Origin of the sequence: Streptomyces sp. CA-146814, assembly GCF_050942385.1 — a bacterium.
In the GTDB taxonomy this organism is placed as follows: domain Bacteria; phylum Actinomycetota; class Actinomycetes; order Streptomycetales; family Streptomycetaceae; genus Streptomyces.
In genome coordinates this window covers 6669325-6688116 of record NZ_CP192068.1, presented here as the reverse complement: position 1 = coordinate 6688116, position 18792 = coordinate 6669325, and the positions used below count along the sequence as shown (strand labels likewise).

The window sequence follows — 18792 nt, the reverse complement described above, 5'->3', positions numbered from 1 at the left end:
GGGGTACGTAGAAGGGCATGACGCCCACCGCGACGTACCGGCTTCAGCTCCAGCCCGACTTCCCCTTCCCGGCGGCCGAGAAGGCGGTGCCGTACCTGGCCGCGCTCGGCGTCTCCCATCTGCACCTCTCCCCCGTCCTGGAGGCGGTCCCCGGCTCCACGCACGGCTACGACGTGGTCGACCACAGCCGCGTACGGGAGGAGCTCGGCGGTGAGGAGGGGCTGCGGAGCCTCGCCGCCACCGCCCGGGAGCACGGGCTCGGGCTGGTCCTCGACATCGTGCCCAACCACATGGCCGCCGTGCCCCGGCACAACCGGCAGCTCTGGGAGGTGCTGCGCGAGGGCCGGGCCTCGCCGTACGCCCGCTGGTTCGACATCGACTGGGCGGCGGGCGGCGACAAGGTGCTGCTGCCGGTCCTGGCCGGTCCGCTCGGCGGCGAGCTGGGTTCCTTCTCCGTCGATGCCGCCTCGGCGGTGCTGCGCTACGGCGAGCAGGAGTTCCCGCTGCGGGCGGGCACGGCGGAGCTGCCGCTTCCGGAGCTGCTCGACGCGCAGCACTACCGGCTCGCCTGGTGGCGGCTGGCCCGTACCGAGCTGAACTACCGCCGCTTCTTCACCGTCTCGGAGCTGATCGGCGTCCGCGTCGAGCACCCCGAGGTCTTCGACGCCACCCACGCCAAGGTCCTCGAACTCCTCCGCGACGGCGTGCTGGACGGGCTGCGCATCGACCACCCGGACGGCCTCGCCGACCCGGCCGCGTACCTGCGGCAGCTCAACGAGGCCACCGGCGGCCGGTGGACGGTGGTGGAGAAGATCCTCACCGGCGACGAGCCCCTCCCGGCCGGGTGGGCGGTCGCCGGGACGACCGGGTACGACGCGCTGCACCGGATCGACGGGCTGTTCACCGACCCGGCGGGCGCGGCGGAGCTGCTCGGCCGCTACCGGGAGTTCGCGGGCCCGCCGGGCGACCGCGGCGGCTACTGGAAGGCGACCGTCCGCCGGGCCGCCTATCGCGTGGCCACCCACGAACTGGCGTCCGAGACCGCCTGGCTGACCCGGCTCGCCACCTCCGTCTGCGCCGCCGACCCGGCCTTGCGCGACCACGCGCCGTGGGCGCTGCGGACGGCGATCCGGGAGCTGCTGGTACGGGTGCCGGTCTACCGGCCGTACGTCACGGCGGGCGTCCCGCCGACCCGGATCGCGGAGGAGACGCTTCCGGATGACGCCGTACGGGACGCGAAGGCGGTGTTCTCCGTGCCGGAGGAGGCCGCCGCCGTCGATGTCGTACGGGATCTGGCGCTCGGGCGGCTGGGCGACGGGGAGGAACAGGCGTCCTTCTGCGCCCGGTTCGCGCAGACCGCGTCCGCGCTGCACGCCAAGTCGGTGGAGGACACCGCGTTCTACCGGTACGTGCCGCTGATCTCGGCGACGGAGGTCGGCGGCGACCCGGGGCAGCCAGCCGTGACCGTGGACGCCTTCCACGCCTTCGCCGCCCGGATCGCGCGGGACTGGCCCGCCACGGGGACGGTCCTGACCACGCACGACACCAAGCGGAGCGCCGACGTCCGGGCCCGGATCGCGGTGCTGTCGCAGTGTCCGGAGCGGTGGGCGCAGCTGGTGGCCGAGCTGACCGGGGCGACTCCCGTCGCGGCGCCGGACCCGCAGCTGGCGTGGCAGGCCTGGCAGTCGTCGTACGGCTGCGCGCCGCTGCCCGCCGAGGAGCTGGGCGCCCGGCTGGAGCCGGCGCTGCTCAAGGCGGTGCGCGAGGCCGGGCTGTTCACCAGCTGGACGGAGCCGGACGAGGCGTACGAGCGGGCGGTGACGGACTTCGTCGCGGCGGGGCCGGGCAACGGTTCCGGTACGGCCCGGAGGCTGGTGACCGCGTTCGCGGAGTCGCTGGCTCCGCATGTCCGGGCCCAGGTGCTCGGAGCGGCGCTGGTGCAGCTGACGATGCCGGGCGTGCCGGACCTGTACCAGGGCACGGAGAGCGAGTACCTGGCGCTGGTCGACCCGGACAACCGGAGCCCGTTCCGGCGGCCCGAGGGCCCGGAGGAGGAGAAGCAGGTGGTGACGGCGGCGGCGCTGCGGCTGCGGCGGGAGCTGCCGGAGGTGTTCGGCGAGTCGGGGACGTACGTACCGCTGGAGGCGCGGGGTGCGGCGGCCGGCCATGTGGTGGCGTTCAGCCGGTCCGGCGAGGTGGCGGTGGCGGTGACCCGGCTGTCGCTGCGGCTCGCGGAGGACGGCGGGTGGCGGGACACGGTGGTGGAGCTGCCGGACGGGGGGCCGTGGCGGGATGTGCTGGACCCTGCGGCCGGGCGGGAGTTCGCGGGCGGCGCGGTGGTGGCGGGCGAGCTGTTCGGGGAGCGGCCGGTGGTGCTGTTGCGGCGGGTGCGGGAGAAGGGGTGATCAGGAGGGCTGTACGAGGAGGGTGCGCGGGCCCCGGGTGAGCACGCCGCTCGACGTCGGGCGGAAGCCGTCGGCCCAGCGGATGCCGGGCATCGCCGTCAGCAGGGCGCGCAGGCCGTGTTCGGCCTCCAGGCGGCCGAGGAGGGCGGCGGGGCAGCCGGCCGGTCCGGTGAGCAGCGGGTCGGCGTCGGCGCGCAGCGGGTCGAACCGGTCCGGGGCGGCGAACCGGGCCGGGTCGCGGCCCGCCGCGCCGATGAGGCAGGCGACGGGCGCGCCGGCGGGCAGCGTGCCGCCGCTGACCCGGACCTCGGTGCGGGTGCGGCGCAGCACGATCTGGACGGGCGGGTCACGGCGCAGGGTCTCGGCCCAGGCCCGGCCGAGCAGCATCCCGGCCCCGGCCTCGGACCCCGCTACGGCGGTGAGCAGGTCGGGGTCGTCCAGCATGTTCGCGAGGAACGAGGCGAGGGCCCGTTCGCGGAGCCCGGTGTGCCGGGCGCAGTCGGTGCCCTCGCCGCCGGGCCGGGACCGGGCGCGCAGGTCCGGGTAGGAGCGTCCGGCCGCCACGGCGTCGGTCCCGGCGGGGAGCCAGCGGCAGAACTCGGCGACCAGGTCCGCCCGGTCACGGCCGGCTATCCGGTGGGCCAGGACGTACGCGGTGCGCTCGACGGCGGAGCTGCCTTCCGGGGCCGCGCCGCCGTCCGGCAGCGGCGTGCAGACCAGGCTGCCCCGGCAGAGCCCGAGCGGCGCCGGGACCGGGCCGCGCGGGGCGCCGTCGTGCGGGTAGCCGGTGAAGCGCGGGTCGGTGAGGGCCAGGGCCACGTCCGCGTACCGGCTCAGCAGCCAGGCGCCGAGGCCCGGGTCGTAACCGAGCGGGAAGTCGGTGCGGAGGATCCGGTACAGCCGCAGGCGGTACGGGTCGGTCGAGGCGCCCGGCTCCAGCAGTCCCGGTTGCCCGCCCGCGAGACGGTGCGGGCGGCGGGCGGTGGGCAGGGCCTCGGAGCGGTCGGCCTCCATCCCTGGTCGCCCCCTGCGGTCGTGGCGTCGCCCATCGACGCACCTGCCTCTCAGCGGACCACCGCCGGGGCCTCACCGCAGTCGGCGTACGCCCGTTCGGGTGACGGTGACGGAACGCAGGAGGTCAAGGGCGCAGGTCAGGCGGGCGGGCGCGGGGACGGGGCGGTCAGCCGGAAGCTCATGCGGCCGAAGCTCACCTGGTCCCCGTCGCGCACCGGGATGGAGCCGACGAGCCGCTGGCCGTTGACGCAGGTGCCGTTGGTGGAGCCGAGGTCGCGCAGGACCCAGCGGCCGTGCTGCACGGTGAGTTCGGCGTGCAGCCGGGAGACCGTCTCGTGGTTGAGGCGCAGCCCGTTGCCCGGGTCGCGGCCGATGAGCAGCGGATACGGGCTCGGCGCGGGCAGCAGCAGTTTCGGGAGCCGCTCGGTCTGCCAGGCCCGGCGCAGCCGCCCGGGGAAGGCGGATATCCCGCCGACGGCCTTGACGAGCCCCTGCGAGAAGCGGCTGCCGGTGTCCAGGTCCGAGGTGAGGGCCGCCAGTTCCTCGGGGCGGCGGGCGACGAGGGCGAGCTCCATGCGCCGCATGAAGGTGTCGTGCGAGAGCTTGCCCTGTGCGGCACCCTCTCTGAGCACGCCGAGGACACGGTCGCGCTGGGCGTCCGACAGCCGCGCGGGATACGTGTGGAACTCGGGGGACGACGTCACATCGTCGATTGTCGGGCCGAGGGACCCGAAGTGTCCAGAACAGCCCCGCTTCCCGCCCGTGCTGACCTGCACCGGGGCCTGGCCCGTTAATCGGTGGACAGGGTGTCCGGGCCGCGGCTACGGTCGGCACCGACATCGGCCCCGGGCCGTGGAAATCATGGAAGGAGGCGAAACCGTGCGTGAGAACACCACCGGCATGACCGGCATCCGCAGCTTCTCGCCCCCGCGCTCCCGCCCCGCCCACCGGGCGGTGTCGGACTCCGTCTGACGTCCCGGAAAGTCCTACTTCTCGGAACGTCCGACGTCTCGGAACGTCCGACGTCTCGGAAGGTCTGACGTCCGACCGGGAGCGCGGTATCTCGTCCCCGGAGGACATCTTCATGACCGACCTGGTCATTCGCGCGCTCACTTCGAGCGACGCCGATCTTTTCCCTTCCCTGCACGACAACGCTCTCGTCGGCCGTGGCGCCTTCGGCCACCGTTACGCCACCGTGGCGGACGGCGGCGAGTACCGCCCCGACTGGACCTGGGTCGCCCTGCGCGACGGCAACGTGGTGGCCAGGGCCGCCTGGTGGGCCGCTCCCGATGACACCGCGCCCATCGCGCTCGACTGGTTCGACTTCGCGCCGGGCGAGGAGGAGGCCGCCGCCGAACTCCTGCGCCGGGCCCCCTTCCGTACCGAATACTCCCTGCTCGTGCCGCCCGGCTGGCGGGAGGTGCCCGAGGTCCGGGCCGCCGCCGAGGCGCGGATCGGCGCGGCGCGGGCGGCCGGGATGGAGGTGCTCGTCGAGCGCTTCCGCTACACGTGGACGTCCGACTGCCCGCTGCCCGAGCGGCCGGGCCGGCTCACCTTCCGGCCCGAGCCGGACGACGCCGTGATCCTCGACGTACTGCGCCGGGTCCACTCGGTCACGCTGGACGCCCATGCCCGGCGGGCGATCGAAGGGCCGGGCGGTCTGGAGGCGGCGGCTCAGGAGGAGTTGGACTTCTTCCACTGGTGTCCCTCGCCGCGTGAGTGGTGGCAGCTCGCGTACACGCCGGACGGCGAGGTGGCGGGCATCCAGGTGCCGGCGCACAACCCGTCCGGCCCGTGCGTCGGCTTCATCGGGGTCGTCCCCGAGGCGCGCGGGCACGGGTACGGCTACGACCTGCTGGTGGAGTGCACCCGCTTCCTGGTCGAACAGGGCGCGGAGTTCATCGCGGGCGCGACGGACTGCGCGAACGCGCCGATGGCCGCCGCGTTCGCCCGGGCCGGTCATCCCGTCACTCAGGAGCGGATCGACCTGGTGTTCGGTCCGAGCTGAGTTCGCCGCTCGCCGTCTCCTCGGCGAGCCAGTCGAGCCGGAGTCGCTGCTCGGCGGGGATCGTCGCGTCCTCGCCGCGCGGCCCCACGTTGAGCAGCAGGTTCCCGCCGTCGGCCGCCGTGTCGCGGACCAGTGAGGTCAGCGTACGGCGGTCGATGAAGGCGTCCGGGCCGGAGTTGCGGTTGTAGCCGAAGCTGTGGTCGATGCCCCGGGTGATCTCGTACGGGTCGGAGCCGGTGTACCGGGCGTACTCCGGCGTACGGAAGTCGAACTCCGGCGGAGTGCGCGGCACGAACCCCTCGCCCTGCGCCACCGTGCGCCGGTCCCACCAGTTGTGGAGGGACTTGGCGCCCGGCAGCGACAGGGCCCGCCAGTGCGGTGCGTACGGGAGCAGGCGGTCGTTGACGACGCCGTGCGGGACGGTGAAGCGGTAGAAGTCGGTGAGCGAGCGGATCTCGGTGGTGGAGGCCGGCCAGGCGATGTCGTTCCAGAGGATGTCGGGGCGGTAGCGCCGGATCAGTTCCCTCATCTGCACGTCGGCGTAGGCCGGGTAGCTTCCGCGCGGGACGGCGGAGAACATGTCGGCGGCGGTGCCGATGGGCCGGTCGTCGAAGGTCCAGTCGAGCCCGCCGGAGTAGTAGACGCCGAAGCGGAGGCCTTCGGCCCGTACGGCTTCGGCGAACTCGCCGACCACGTCCCGGGTGGTGTGCCAGCCGGTGCGGTGCGGGTTGCGCGTCTCGGAGGGCCAGAGGCAGAAGCCGTCGTGGTGCTTGGTGACCAGCACCGCGTATCCGGCGCCCGCCTCGCGGAAGGAGCGGGCCCAGGCGGCCGGGTCCCAGGTGGCGAGTCCGTCCTCGAAGTCGCGGCCGAAGTCGGTGTAGGGGCGGGTGCCGTAGGTGGCGCGGTGGTGGGCGGCGGCCGGGGAGCCGGGGAAGCGGAGGGAGTTCTCGTACCACTCCGCGTACGAGGTCCAGCCGAGCGGCGCACGCCGGCCCGCCGCCGGGAGTTCGTCCGGCGGGACGTAGGGCGGAGCCCAGCCGGGGACGGAGGCGGGTGTCCAGTGGACGAAGATCCCCAGCCGGGCGCGGGACCACCATGAAGCGACCATGGCGGGAGTATTGATCATTCGGACGGAGCCGCGAAAGCCCCCTCGACCGCTTCCTTCCGGATCTGCCCCTGCTTCTGCTGCTTCTGGGTCCGGATCAGGTCGCGGTACCAGGCGTACGAGTCCTTCGGCGTCCGGGTGAGGGTCTCGTAGTCGATATGGACCAGGCCGAACCGCTGCGAGGCGCCTTCCGTCCACTCCACGTTGTCGGTGAGCGACCAGGTGAAGTAGCCGCGTACGTCGACCCCGGCGTCCATCGCCGCGCGCAGAGCGGTCAGGTGGCTCTCCAGATAGGCGATGCGGCGATCGTCGGCGAGCGGCTCGTCCAGGGAGCAGCCGTTCTCGGTGATGTGGAGCGGCGGGAGGCGGTCGCCGTAGCGGCGGTGCAGGAGGGTGAGGATCTCGGTGAGGCCCTCGGGGACCACGGGCCAGCCGAAGCCGGTCTTCTCGTACCCCTCGATCTCCCGTATCCCGAAGGGGAGTTCGGCAGGCATCGCGAAGCCGGAGAAGGTCTCCAGGGCCTCCGGGCGGGGTGCGCCGACGAGGGTGGGGTTGTAGTAGTTGACGCCGTACCAGTCGAGCGGGGTCGAGATCACCTTGAGGTCGTCGGCGACCGGGCCCGGCATCAGGGCGGCGATGGCCTCGTCCGGGTAGCGGCCGGTGAGGACGGGGTCGGCGAAGAGCCAGTTGGTGAGCGTGTCGTACAGCTCGGCGCTCCCGCGGTCCTCGTCCGAGTCGCCGGCCGTCCAGACCGGGGCGTGGGAGAACGCCGCGCCGATGGTGTCGGCGCCCGCCGCGCGCAGGGCCCGGACCGCGAGGCCGTGGGCGAGGAGCTGGTGGTGGGCGGCGGGCAGGGCGTCGAAGAGGAGCGTGCGGCCGGGTGCGTGCTCGCCGAGCGCGTAGCCGAGCATCGTGACCTCGGCGGGTTCGTTGATGGTGATCCACATCGGGACCCGGTCCGCGAGGCGTTCGGCGACGATTCCGGCGTACTCGGCGAAGCGGTAGGCGGTGTCCCGGTCGAGCCAGCCGCCCGCCTCCTCCAGCGGGAGCGGGGTGTCCCAGTGGTAGAGGGTCGGGGCGGGGGTGACGCCGTGGGCGCAGAGCTCGTCGACGAGCCGGTCGTAGAAGTCGAGCCCGTCGGCGTTGACGGCCCCGCTGCCGCCCGGGACGACGCGCGGCCAGCTGATGGAGAACCGGAAGGCGTCGGCGCCGAGCCCGGCGAGCAGGGCCACGTCCTCGCGGTAGCGGGCGTGGAAGCCGGTGCCCCGGGTGGTGTCGGTGCCGTCCTTGATCCGGCCGGGCTGCGCGGCGAACGCGTCCCAGCCCGAGGGTCCCTTGCCGTCGGCGTCCACCGCTCCCTCGGTCTGGAAGGCGGAGGCGGAGGCTCCCCAGAGGAAGCCGGGCGGGAACTGCGGTACGGGCATCGCTGCCTCCATGAGCCGTACGGATGAACGAAACCTGTATGAGCGGTGAGCGGGCCGGGCAATGATCAGGACCAGACCTTAATGGCCGGTAACCGGCGGTTCCAGAGGCCGGCGGTCATGGATGGTGGTGAGCCGGGCGCGGGGCCGCCTCCGGACACCGGGGCGGCCTGACGGTCTCTCTGTTACGCACGTGGCGGACGGTACGGACGAGGAGTGGTGGATGCGGTTCGAGGTGTGGGCCCCCGAGGCGGACACGGTCGTGCTGGAGGCGGCGGAGGTCCGGTATCCGATGGAGCGCGATCCGCTGCGGGAGGGGTGGTGGAGCGCCGGGGCGGAGGCGGCGGACGGGACGCGTTACGGGTTCCGGGTGGACGACGGGCCGCTGCTGCCGGATCCCCGTTCGCGGCGCCAGCCGGACGGTCCGGACGGGCCGAGCGCGGTGGTCGACCAGGAGGCGTACGCCTGGCGCGACGGGTGGGCGGGGCGGCGGCTGAACCGGGCGGTGCTGTACGAGCTGCACGTGGGGACGTACACGCCTCAGGGCACGTTCGACGCGGCGGCGGAGCGGCTGGGCCATCTGGCGGAGCTGGGGGTCACCCATGTGTCGCTGATGCCGGTCTGTCCGTTCCCGGGTACCAACGGGTGGGGGTACGAGGGGGTGTCGCTCTGGGCGGTGCACGAACCGTACGGCGGCCCCGAGGGACTTAAGCGCTTTGTCGACACGGCACATGGGCTGGGGCTCGGAGTGGTCCTGGACGTGGTCCACAACCACCTGGGCCCGTCCGGCAACTATCTGCCCGCCTTCGGCCCGTACTTCACCGACACCCACCACACGCCGTGGGGCGCGGCGGTCAACCTGGACGCGCCGGGCTCGGACGAGGTACGGGCGTTCCTGCTGGGCAGCGCACTGGCCTGGCTGCGGGACTACCGGCTCGACGGGCTGCGGCTGGACGCGGTGCACGCGCTGGCCGACACCCGGGCGCTCACCTTCCTGGAGGAGCTGTCCACGGCGGTCGACGCGCTGGCGGTGGAGCTGGGACGGCCACTGGGCCTGATCGCGGAGTCCGACCTCTGCGACCCGCGTACGACGACTCCGCGTCCGGCGGGCGGGCTCGGGCTGCACGCCCAGTGGAACGACGACTTCCACCACGCGCTGCACACCGCGCTCACCGGCGAGTCCCAGGGTTACTACGCGGACTTCGCCCGGGCCCCGCTCGCCGCCCTGGCCAAGACGGTCACGTCGGCGTTCTTCCACAACGGGACGTACTCCAGCTTCCGCGGCCGCGTCCACGGCCGCCCGGTCGACGTCTCCCGCTCCCCGGCCCACCGCTTCGTCGGCTACGCGCAGACGCACGACCAGATCGGCAACCGGGCCCTCGGCGACCGCCTCGCCGCCTCCCTCTCCCCCGGCCTCCAGGCGTGCGCGGCGGCCCTGGTGCTGACCGGCCCGTTCACGCCGATGCTGTTCATGGGCGAGGAGTGGGGGGCGCGGACACCGTGGCAGTTCTTCACCGACCACACGGACCCGGAGCTGGCGGAGGCCGTACGCAACGGCAGGCGGCAGGAGTTCGGCGCGCACGGCTGGGCCGAGGAGGAGATCCCGGACCCGCAGGACCCGGCGACCCGCGACCGCTCCTGCCTGGACTGGGACGAGCCGGAGCGCGAACCGCATGCCCGGCTGCTGGCCTGGTACCGCCGACTGATCGCACTACGGCGGACGCTGCCCGACCTCCACGACCCCGACCTGGCGGCGGTGAAGGTCGCCTACGACGAGGACGCCCGCTGGTTCGCGTACCGGAGAGGCGATGTACGGGTCGTGGTCAACCTGGCGGACGTACCGGCGGCGATCCCGCTGGGTCGCGGACGTCACCGCCGGTCCGGCGGACGGGTGTTGGCGGCCTGGGAGCCGGTGGAGGCACCGGGGAAGGACGGGGTGCTGCGGCTGCCGCCGGAGTCGTGCGTGGTGCTGGCGGACGACTGAACTCCCCGGCCCTGTCCGCTAGTCGACGATCGCCAGCTCACGGTCGGTGGCGTTGAGGCGGCGGCCGCCGTCCTCGGTGACGGTCACGATGTCCTCGATGCGGACCCCGAAGCGGCCCGGGAGGTAGATGCCCGGCTCGACGGAGAAGCACATACCGGGGACGAGCGGCTGCTCCTCGCCCTCGATCATGTACGGCGGTTCATGCGTGGTGACGCCGATGCCGTGGCCCGTACGGTGGATGAACCGCTCGCCGTAGCCGAACTCGGTGATCACCGCGCGGGCGGCCCGGTCGACCTCCTGGCAGGCGGTCCCGGGCCGCACGGCGGCGCAGCCGGCCTCCTGGGCCTCGCGGACGATGTCGTGGACCCGCTGCTCCTCGGCGGTGGGCTCACCGACATAGACCGTACGGGAGGTGTCGGAGCCGTAACCGTGCTTGAGGCCGCCGAAGTCCAGGACCACCATGTCGCCGCGCTCGATGGTGCGTTCACCCGCCTCGTGGTGCGGGTTGGCGCCGTTGGGCCCGGAGCCGACGACGGTGAAGTCGACCTGCGAGTGGCCGAAGTGCTTGAGGAGCGCGGCGAGATCGGCCGCCACGTCACTCTCCCGGCGGCCGGAGAACCGCACCTTCAGGATCTCCTCGTACGTGGCGTCCGCCGCCGCCCCCGCCGCCGCGAGGCGCTCCAGCTCGGCGGCGTCCTTCACGGCCCGGAGCATCGGGAGGGCCTCGGTGAGTGACGTGTACGTGGTGTCGGGCAGCGCCCGCTGGAGGCCGAGGAGGTGCAGGGCCCAGGCGTTGTCGCTGACGCCGAAGCGGCCCTGGGCCGCGAGCAGCGGGGAGGCCACCGCGTACGGGTCCACGCCGTCGGTCCAGTCCCGCAGCGCGAGCGCGGGCGCTCCGGCGGCGGCCGCCGCGTCGGGCGCCTCCAGCGTCGGGACGACCAGGACCGGCTCCTCGCCGGCCCGCAGGACGAGGAGGGTGAGGCGCTCGGTGGAGACGGGCTGGTAGCCGGTGAGATGGACGAGGTCGGGCCCGGGCGCGACGATCACCCCGGCCAGCCCGGCCTCGGCGGCGGACTCGGCCGCCTTCGCCATCCGGGCCCGGTAGTCCTCGGCGGTGAAGGGCACGGGGGGCGCGGCGGGCTGGTTCGGGCTGGACATCGGGGCCTCCTGGCGGTGCGCGGGTACGGCAGGGCGTGACTCCCAGCATCCTGCCCGTGGAGGAGGGCGTATGCGAACGGGTTGGGGCGTGAGGCTACGACGGCAACCGCACCACCAGGTCGGCCCGACCCCTTCCCCTCTCCACCAGCCGGGCGTTCGCCTCGTCGGAGCGCTCCACCCACGCCCGCGCGTACGCCGGAGGCTTCCCGTACCGCACATGGCGCTCCACCAGCCGCCGCACCCGGACCTCCGGATCGAGGTCCAGGAACCAGACCTCGTCGAGCAGCCCGCGCACCGCCGCCCACGGCCCCTCGTCGAGCAGCAGGTAGTTGCCTTCGGTGACGACGAGCGGCACGCCCGGCGGCACGGCCAGGGCCCCGGCGACCGGCTCCTCCAGGGCCCGGTCGAAGGCGGGGGCGTACACCGCGTGGCCCGCATGCTGAACGACCGGCTCTGACCCAAAGCGCATATAATAGCTTCGGGTCAGAGCTGGGGAACGCTCTTAAAATCTCCCGCCTGCCAGGCGGGGCATGTTTCACCATTCGCCCTAACCCCTCCGCCTGAGCAGAAAGCGGAGCTAGAGGTTGATTCTGGGTCGCCTGGCGGGGTTTCCGTACGACAAGACCCTTTTCAGACCAACTCTCAGCTTGCGGATGTCGAGATCGGGCGAGATGGCCAGTGGGATGTCATTCGACGGCAGTTCGAGCGCCTCAACAGCATCGTCTTCGAAGCGGAGATGCAGCGCCCCATGCAGGATAGAAACTTCCTCAAGGCCGCCATAGTGCACCCCGTCGCTCTCGTTCACGATGCAATAACTGTCGGTCTCGTTCCGCACATCTTGCTCTTCCACCTCGTCCCCCAGGGGGCGCTGGAAGTCAAAGTAAAAGCCGTCACTCTCTGCATCTTCTCCGTCTCCAATGAAAACGGTGAAAGTTGCGCCTGGCACTGCTTCTCCGATGACCAACGCAGTGATCGACCAGTACGTAAATGGTTGAGTCACGAACCCCAACTCCATTCCCTTTTGCCTTGCTTGTACACGAAGGTCGCCCCCAGTTCCTCCGCCGCCTGCTGCATGCGCGGCCGACAAATCCGACACGGCGGCTTCAACCCATGGATGGTCACCGTGTCGCCCGACTTGATGGGCGCCAGATTTGAGTAAGGATCACCATTAATGTCCATTCTGGTCGTGCCCGACATTCGGATCACCCGAATCTCCGTGTGGGACTGGAATTGACTCTCCCCGCTGGTCATACTGCCACTTCTCAGGCTGTAGGTGACTACCATCTGGCCGCCACGAGTCACCTCGACCCTAGCCCAATGAGTCTTCGTGGTAGTCTTACCCGTTATTGAACCTTTTCGGCCACGCGCATTCCTATCCCCATAGGTAGGCTTTCCGGACTGGGTCATCGGCTTGTGAGCGAATACTGAGGCCAAGAGCCCGGGAACCAGATAGTAGCCGCTTGCCGTATCCACCCCCGATCCGGCCATCTGCTCGTCGTATCCGGGACCGAACCCGCAGCCGGGTTGTCCCCATCCGCCATCGCCCCAGCATCCATCATCCCAGATCCAGCCAGCCCCATCGATGGCGTAGACAACGTTGGATACAAGGCCAGTAACGACTGCCTCGAATGGTCCGGGACCCTTCTCTGCCGCTCCGCTCATTGCATCGTGTGTGCAGTTTCCGTACAGAACGGAACAACTGCCGGATCCTCCGCTACCACCTCCGCTGGAGCCGCCCTTGCCACCGCTGCCGGTCGCAGCCGTCCCCCCTGTCTGGCCAACCCCCGGTGACGAACCCCAATCGAGCGGAGCAGGAGCTACCGGTGCCGCGCTGCTGTTACCAGGCCGACCGTTGCCCGGGTCCAGACGTGTGCCGGTGGGATCGGAGTTCGTCGCCGGGGCTTGGCCGCCGTAGCTGTAGCCGTTGAGGGTCTGGTGTTTGTCGAGTTCGAGGATGGGGTCGACGCTGATGAACTGGCCGATCCCCGTGTCGTACTCGCGTGCGCCGATGTGGGTCAGGCCCGTCGCGGAGTTCGTCGACTTGCCGAGGAATGCCTTGTCGTCGGGCCAGGCCGCCGGCTGGGTTCCGCGTGGGGCTCCGAAGGGAGTGGTGTAGCGCTTGGTAACGGCCTGGGTGGTGGCGTCGGTGGCGATGCTGCTGGTGCCGTGGTGGTCGGCCGCCAGGAAGTTGAGCTTGCTCCCTGCAGTTCCTACGGTTGCCGTGCGTACCGCGATCGTCTGGCCGGCCGCGCTGTAGTAGCGGGTGCCGGAGACGGTCTTCGCCGCACCCTTGGTGGTGAGGCGCACCTCCGTCGTACCGAGGTAGAGGACCGTGTCCCCGTCGCCGCTCGCGCGGCGGATCAGGAGTTCCCCGTCGGCGTCGTACAGGTAGCTGGTGCCGAGCGCGGGCTTGGCACCGACCGCCGGTTCGGTGGTGGAGGACAGTTCGCCTTCGGTGTTCCAGAGCAGGGACTGGGGGGCTTGGGTGCCGGGGCGGCTGGTGGTGTTGCCCGCCAGGTCGTAGCCGTACGTCGCGGCCTTGGCGCCAGTGGTCTTGACGAGCGGGTGCGGCTGGCCGGTCGGGGTCTTGTACTCGTAGCCGGTGGTCGTGTCACCCGTGGTCGTGTGGGTGGTCTCGGTGCTGCGCTGGCCGGCGTTGTTGTAGGTGTAGCTCGTCCAGTACGGTGCCGCACCGTCAAGGTTGGCCGTGGTGCGGCCCGCCGTGGCGCAGTCGGCGGTCTTCGGGGTCCAGGCTTCGGTGAGGCGGCGGTGCGCGTCGTAGGTGAAGCACTGGTTGTCGGCCTTGGTGGTGCCGCCGAGTGTGGTGGGGTCGAGGATCGACTGGACGTTACCGGCGTCGTCCCGGGCGAAGTTGAGGTCCTGCAGCATGTACGGGTGCGTCTGATTGGTGACGTGGCTGCGGGTGAGACGGCCGGTGCCCGCCTCGTACTTGTTGGTGATGTAGGTGTTCTTGGCACCTGCACCGAGGGTGAGCTGTTCGACCTGGCCGAGCGCGGAGTAGGTGACGCCGAGGAGGTAGGTGCTGGTGCCGGAGAGTTCGGTCGTCAGTCCGAGCGAGTTGTACTTGGGCGAGATGATCTCCTTGGGGAGACCACCGGCGGCCGGTTCCTTGGTGTTGGCGACGCTCCCGTCGGCGAGATACGCCGTTCCGAAGGTGAGAGGGGATGTGACCGCGCCGGAGGTGACCAGGGGGTCGTCGGCCGGCAGCTCGAGGTCGGTGCTGGTGGGGCGGCCCAGCGTGTCGTGCTCGGTGATCCGCTTGGTGAACTTCTTGCCGGTGGCGCCGCCGACGTAGCGAGTGGAGGCGGTGGGCTGCCCCTTGAGGAGAGTGTCGTAGGTCCAGTCGGCGAGCTTGTTCGCATCGGACTTCGCCGTCTGCCACATGCCGGTCTTGCGGCCGAGCTCGTCGTACTCGTACAGGAGCTTCGCGTTGCGCGCGTCCGTGGTCAGGCTGACCTGGTCGAGGTCGGTGTACTCGGTACTGGAGGCGCCCTTGTCCGGGTCGATCGTGCCGGTTTGACGGCCGAACAGGTCGTAGGAGTAGGTCCACTTGGCGTCGTCGATGCCCGTGATCACCGACTGCTTGCCGTCGCGGGTGTAGTCGTACTTGACGCGCGTGTAGGCGGTGCCGGTCGTGGCTCCGTACGCCGTGTCGTTCGGCGCGGTACCGCCGTAGGTGCGCGTCTCGGTGGTGCGGCCCAGCGCGTCGATGATGGTGCGGGAGGCGTTGCCGCCCTTGACGGCTGTGGTGGCCGTGGAGTCGCCGGTGTAGCTCGTGGTGGTCGACCAGCGGTCCTCGCCGAACACGGTGAAGGTGGTCTTCGTGGGCCGGGCCGCCGCGTCGTACGCCGTTCGGGTCAGGGCCGGAGTGTGGGCATAGGAGGCACGGGCGTACTTGCCTTCCGGTGCCTTGAGGTTGTCGTAGACGTCGGCGTACGTCTCGTACGCGAGGCCACGGGCGTCATAGCGGGTGTCGGTGAGAACCCGACCGCCGAGGGGCGAAGCGGTCTGGGTTTGCAGCGGGCGGAGCAGGGCGTCGGTGATGGCATAGCTGGTGTTGTAGCTCTGGCCGTCGGCCTTGAGGGTGCCGACCGAGGTCCAGGGCTGACTGCCACGAGCGAAGTTGTAGTCGTACTTCGCCGTGGGTGTGTCGATGTCTTTGGTGCGGTTGGGGGCCCAGGTCGCGGTGATGCGACCGAGGGCGTCGTAGGTGTTCTCGGTCTTCTTGAGGTTGGCGTCGAGCGTGCTCGTCACCGATCCGCGGGCCGGATCGAGGTAGGTGTACGCCTTGTGGATCTGGCCGTTGGAGGTGAGCTTGGGCGCGGAGACGATGGTGGCGGTCAGCGGGCCGACGGCCGCTGGGTAGTACGCGGTGGAGGTGACGTATCCCTTGGCGTCGGTGGCGGTGAGCGGCCGGCCGAGGCTGTCGTAGGTCGTCTTGCCAGAGGTCTGCCAGCCGCCGTTGACTGCGGGGTGGCGGTCGGCGGTACCGGCGGCAGCCGGGTAGGCCTTGGCGCGGCCGGACCAGGTGGGAAGACCCCGGGTCGGTGTCTGTGAGGCGGACCAGCCGGTGGCGGACGAGTTGTCGTAGACCACGGCGGTGTCGGAGAGAACGTCGCCGCGGGTCTCGGAGTTCGCGGGGAGGTTCAACTTGTCATCGGTGATCGTCGCCCCGGCGGAGTCCGCGCAGTCGGAGCCGACGACGCGAGTACGGGAAACCAGGCTGGTCAGGCCCTCGGCCGTATTGCGGGCGTACCAGGTACGGCTGCAGGTCTCGTCGCCGGTCTTGGCCATGTCACCGCTCGACTGAGTCTGGGTAGCCATGCCGTAGGTGGCGTCGTATGTGTACGTCGTGCTGCTGCGCTGCCACGTGTTGCTGACGGGTAGGTAGGTGCTCTGGTATGTCCGGGCGGTACGGACGTAGTTCGACTTGGTGGTCGCGTGCGAACGCTTCTGGCTTGCGGTTTCTTTGTACCAAATGTTGTGCCAGGTGACGGATACGGGTTCTGCGGCGTTGTAGGTGATCTCCTGGCGGAGGAATCCCGCATAGACGTCCAGGTCCGTGGCGTCTGAGACGTTCAGTCCCGCAAAGTCGATCCCAAGGACCTGGACGCTGCGGGTGGGTCCGTCCAGGCGCTTGTCCCCGTGCATGCCCTGCATGAACAGGCGGACCGTCTTGGACTGCGGGTGGTCGGTGTCCCCGGTGTAGGTGGTGACCTTCTGGTAGCCACGCCAAGTGGACCAGGTCCGCTCGCCCTCGGGGGTGAAGGGGTCGTCGTTGAAACGCCAGGCTGGGCGTTCGTAGGTGTAGGAGTTCTCAACGGCGGGGTTCTGGCCGGCCGGGTCGGAGGTGGTGACGGCGATGACGTTGTACTTGTGGAACCAGTCGAGCTTCGGGTCACCGCCGTTGACGGGCCAGTAGACGGGATAACAGGAGAGGTTGTTGTCGTCCTCTGCTGTGGGCATCTTGCTGCCGCGGACGCACTCCGGGTCGGAGAGGGTGACCGTGGTGATCGCGCCGGTTTCCGTGGTGACGGTGTTGAGTCGGGGCCGGGTCAGCGGGACGACGTTGTCGGTCGGGCTGTCGACGCGGTTGGGCCGCATGTGGTAGTCGAATTCCACCGGCGGTACGGCGATGGAGCCGCCGTTCTTTCCGGTGCGCTGGAGCGACTTGAGCGTCAGACTTTTGTCGGACGGGTTGCCGATGTCCGCGCCGTCCAGGAACTCGTAGGCGAGCGTGTAGGTGTCGACCGTCTTGTACGCGTCGGGCTCGGCGGCCGTGGACCAGACGCTCGTGTTGATGCCGGTGAGCATCTTGCGGGTGAAGAAGGCCGGGCCGGTGGGAAGACAGTCGGTCTCGCTCGCGGAGCAGATGGCGTCGAAGGGGACGTCCGGCCATCTCTTCGCCGTGTCCTCGGTCAGCGAGGAGCAGTCGGCGGCGGTGCAGCGCTCGCTGTAGCTGAAGGTCACCCTGCCGGAAGGCGTTCCGGTGAACAGGGTGTCCGATCGCTGGCCGTACTTGATCTCGCTGAGGTAGCCGCCGCGGGTGTAGGCAGCGAGCTTGGTCTTGTCGCCGTTCTTGGCGTAGTGGTTGGTCTCTGCCTTGTACCAGAAGGTAGAGGCGTTGCCGTGTACGTCGGTGACGAGGTCGAGGTTCCAGCGCCATGCCTGGGTCTTGGCGCGACCGGAGAAGCTGGTGCCGGAGGAGTGGCCCGGCTCTCCGGAGTCGTCGCCGAAGACGGGGACCGTCCAGACGGAGTTGGTGCGCTCGGTGCCGGCGCCGGACAGCTTGTTCAAGCCGAAGGTGTAAACCGTGCCGTCGCCGGTGGTGACCTTCCAGTATTCGCCCTTGCCGTCGCCCTTGCCGTTGACGATGGTGTCGCCGTCGTCGCCGTTGTCGGCTCCGGTCTCGTGGGTGACCTGGGACGCGTCGTCGTTCTTGAGCCGCCAGATGCCCTTGGTGTCGTCCTTGACGAGTTCGGTGGCCTTGCCGTTCAGGACGAGCGAGGCGTTCTCGTACTTCCAGCACTGGTCGGACTTGTCGGCCTGGTCGTCGTCGTCGCACGAACCGTACTTGCGCTCGATGTAGGACGAGGTGAGGTCGAATCCCTCTCCCAGCATGGAGCCCTGGTTGTTGGTGTTCGCAGTCCGGCCGTCGATCCTGCCCGAGTCGTAGGCCAGCGAGAGCGAGGGTGCCGGACCTGCGGCTGCCGGCGGGACGCTGACGGGGTAGGACCAGGTGAACGAGCCCGAGGAACCGCCGGCCTCCCAGTTGGAGGAGGCCGCCAGCGGGGTTGCCTTGTAGTCGCCCGCCGCCGACGCCGGGGTGGCAGAGGCCGTCACGGCGAACACACCCGCCGGTGCCGTGCTGCTGTTGACAGCAGCTGCCCGCGGAACCTCCACCTGCGCGGACACGGTCTGCGCAAGCCCGTCGTTCTGGGATGCCACGGGAGTCCGGGTGCGGCACTCCCTCTTCTGCGGGCTGGTCAGAGCACAGGCGGGAAGGGATACCAGGCCGAGGCGGGAGCCCCAGTTGCCGCCGATCGCGTCGGCGAAGGAGGAGTAGTCGACGGTGAGTCCGGCATCGCCTGCGGACTCGGCGGCGGCGGTGAACACGACGCCGGTGATGCCGGCGCTGCGGGCCGACTTCTGATCGAGGACCTTCACCGTGGCGGTGCCGTCAGCGACCGGAGCAGGGGTGTCGCTGCCTCCTGCTGCTGATTTCGCGGGGGCAGGCGCCGTCACGGAGACGAATGCCGTACGGGAGGCCCCCAGCTTGCCCGATATCTCGTGGGTTCCTCTCGCTGCCTTCGGCCAACGGGCGGACCGCTCACTGCGCGCCCGGGCAGCCTGCTGGGTGTTGAGAGCCTTGTTCCTCGCCACTTGCTCGCGGGCCTCGTCGGCCCCGAGCGCTGAGACGGTCCTGACCTTGCTCACGCGGGGCGCGGGAACATCGGGACGTCCCAACGGGTCCGCAGCCATCGCCAGGGGGGTGAGTCCGGTCGGTACGGAGAGGATGAGAGCCAACGCCCCGACCAGGGGCACACGGAGTCTCCGGCCACCGGAGGCGGAGCGGCGTTTCACGCTGAGCCTCACGGACGCGGAAAAGGATCGGGACACGGACACGTCTTCTCTCCAGGAGCGGCCGGACGGCGGACAGGCCGGACGGCGGTGTG

General features: G+C 70.7%; 10 protein-coding genes and 1 pseudogene. 3 read left to right on the top strand and 8 right to left on the bottom strand.

The window, feature by feature from the left end:
• Positions 1-17 precede the first annotated feature (17 nt).
• Positions 18-2405 (top strand): malto-oligosyltrehalose synthase, encoded by a 2388-nt coding sequence (gene treY, locus ACQP09_RS29560; RefSeq protein WP_433405148.1) that lies wholly within the window; start codon positions 18-20, stop codon positions 2403-2405.
• On the opposite strand, the gene ACQP09_RS29555 is transcribed toward treY, so the two are convergent.
• A complete protein-coding gene (locus ACQP09_RS29555; protein WP_433405146.1) occupies positions 2406-3419 on the bottom strand; it encodes a cytochrome P450 in 1014 nt (337 codons plus the stop codon).
• 137 nt (positions 3420-3556) lie between these two features.
• The gene (locus ACQP09_RS29550) at positions 3557-4123 is read right to left on the bottom strand and encodes a DUF1707 and FHA domain-containing protein (RefSeq protein WP_432150727.1); all 567 of its coding nucleotides are present in this window, start codon (positions 4121-4123) and stop codon (positions 3557-3559) included.
• Between the two features lie 380 nt (positions 4124-4503).
• On the opposite strand from ACQP09_RS29550, the gene ACQP09_RS29545 reads away from it, so the two are divergent.
• Positions 4504-5427, top strand: coding sequence for a GNAT family N-acetyltransferase (locus ACQP09_RS29545; protein ID WP_433405142.1), 924 nt, complete (start codon positions 4504-4506; stop codon positions 5425-5427).
• On the opposite strand, the gene ACQP09_RS29540 is transcribed toward ACQP09_RS29545, so the two are convergent.
• Together ACQP09_RS29540 and ACQP09_RS29535 are read right to left on the bottom strand one after the other, a co-directional pair.
• Positions 5387-6535 (bottom strand): alpha-L-fucosidase, encoded by a 1149-nt coding sequence (locus ACQP09_RS29540; protein ID WP_433405139.1) that lies wholly within the window; start codon positions 6533-6535, stop codon positions 5387-5389. The two genes, ACQP09_RS29545 and ACQP09_RS29540, sit on opposite strands and share 41 nt — an antisense overlap.
• A 14-nt stretch (positions 6536-6549) precedes the next feature.
• Entirely contained in the window at positions 6550-7956 is a 1407-nt protein-coding gene (locus ACQP09_RS29535) for a GH1 family beta-glucosidase (RefSeq protein ID WP_433405136.1), read from the bottom strand.
• A gap of 220 nt (positions 7957-8176) precedes the next feature.
• Between ACQP09_RS29535 and treZ the strand changes: the two genes are divergently transcribed.
• Complete coding sequence (gene treZ, locus ACQP09_RS29530) at positions 8177-9937, top strand: malto-oligosyltrehalose trehalohydrolase (protein WP_433406804.1); 1761 nt, start codon at positions 8177-8179, stop codon at positions 9935-9937.
• Between the two features lie 18 nt (positions 9938-9955).
• Here the strand turns inward: treZ and ACQP09_RS29525 are convergent, their stop codons facing one another.
• From ACQP09_RS29525 to ACQP09_RS29510, 4 genes and pseudogenes are all read right to left on the bottom strand, one after another.
• Entirely contained in the window at positions 9956-11095 is a 1140-nt protein-coding gene (locus ACQP09_RS29525) for a M24 family metallopeptidase (RefSeq protein ID WP_433405135.1), read from the bottom strand.
• 94 nt (positions 11096-11189) lie between these two features.
• Positions 11190-11525, bottom strand: a pseudogene (locus tag ACQP09_RS29520) (nucleoside/nucleotide kinase family protein); the annotation flags it as partial.
• A 147-nt stretch (positions 11526-11672) separates the two neighbouring features.
• Positions 11673-12095 carry a hypothetical protein gene (locus tag ACQP09_RS29515; protein ID WP_433405131.1) on the bottom strand — a complete coding sequence of 141 codons (423 nt, stop codon included), beginning with the start codon at positions 12093-12095 and terminating at the stop codon, positions 11673-11675.
• The gene (locus ACQP09_RS29510) at positions 12092-18553 is read right to left on the bottom strand and encodes an RHS repeat-associated core domain-containing protein (protein ID WP_433405128.1); all 6462 of its coding nucleotides are present in this window, start codon (positions 18551-18553) and stop codon (positions 12092-12094) included. The genes ACQP09_RS29515 and ACQP09_RS29510 overlap by 4 nt, the downstream gene beginning before the upstream one ends.
• Positions 18554-18792: the final 239 nt, after the last annotated feature.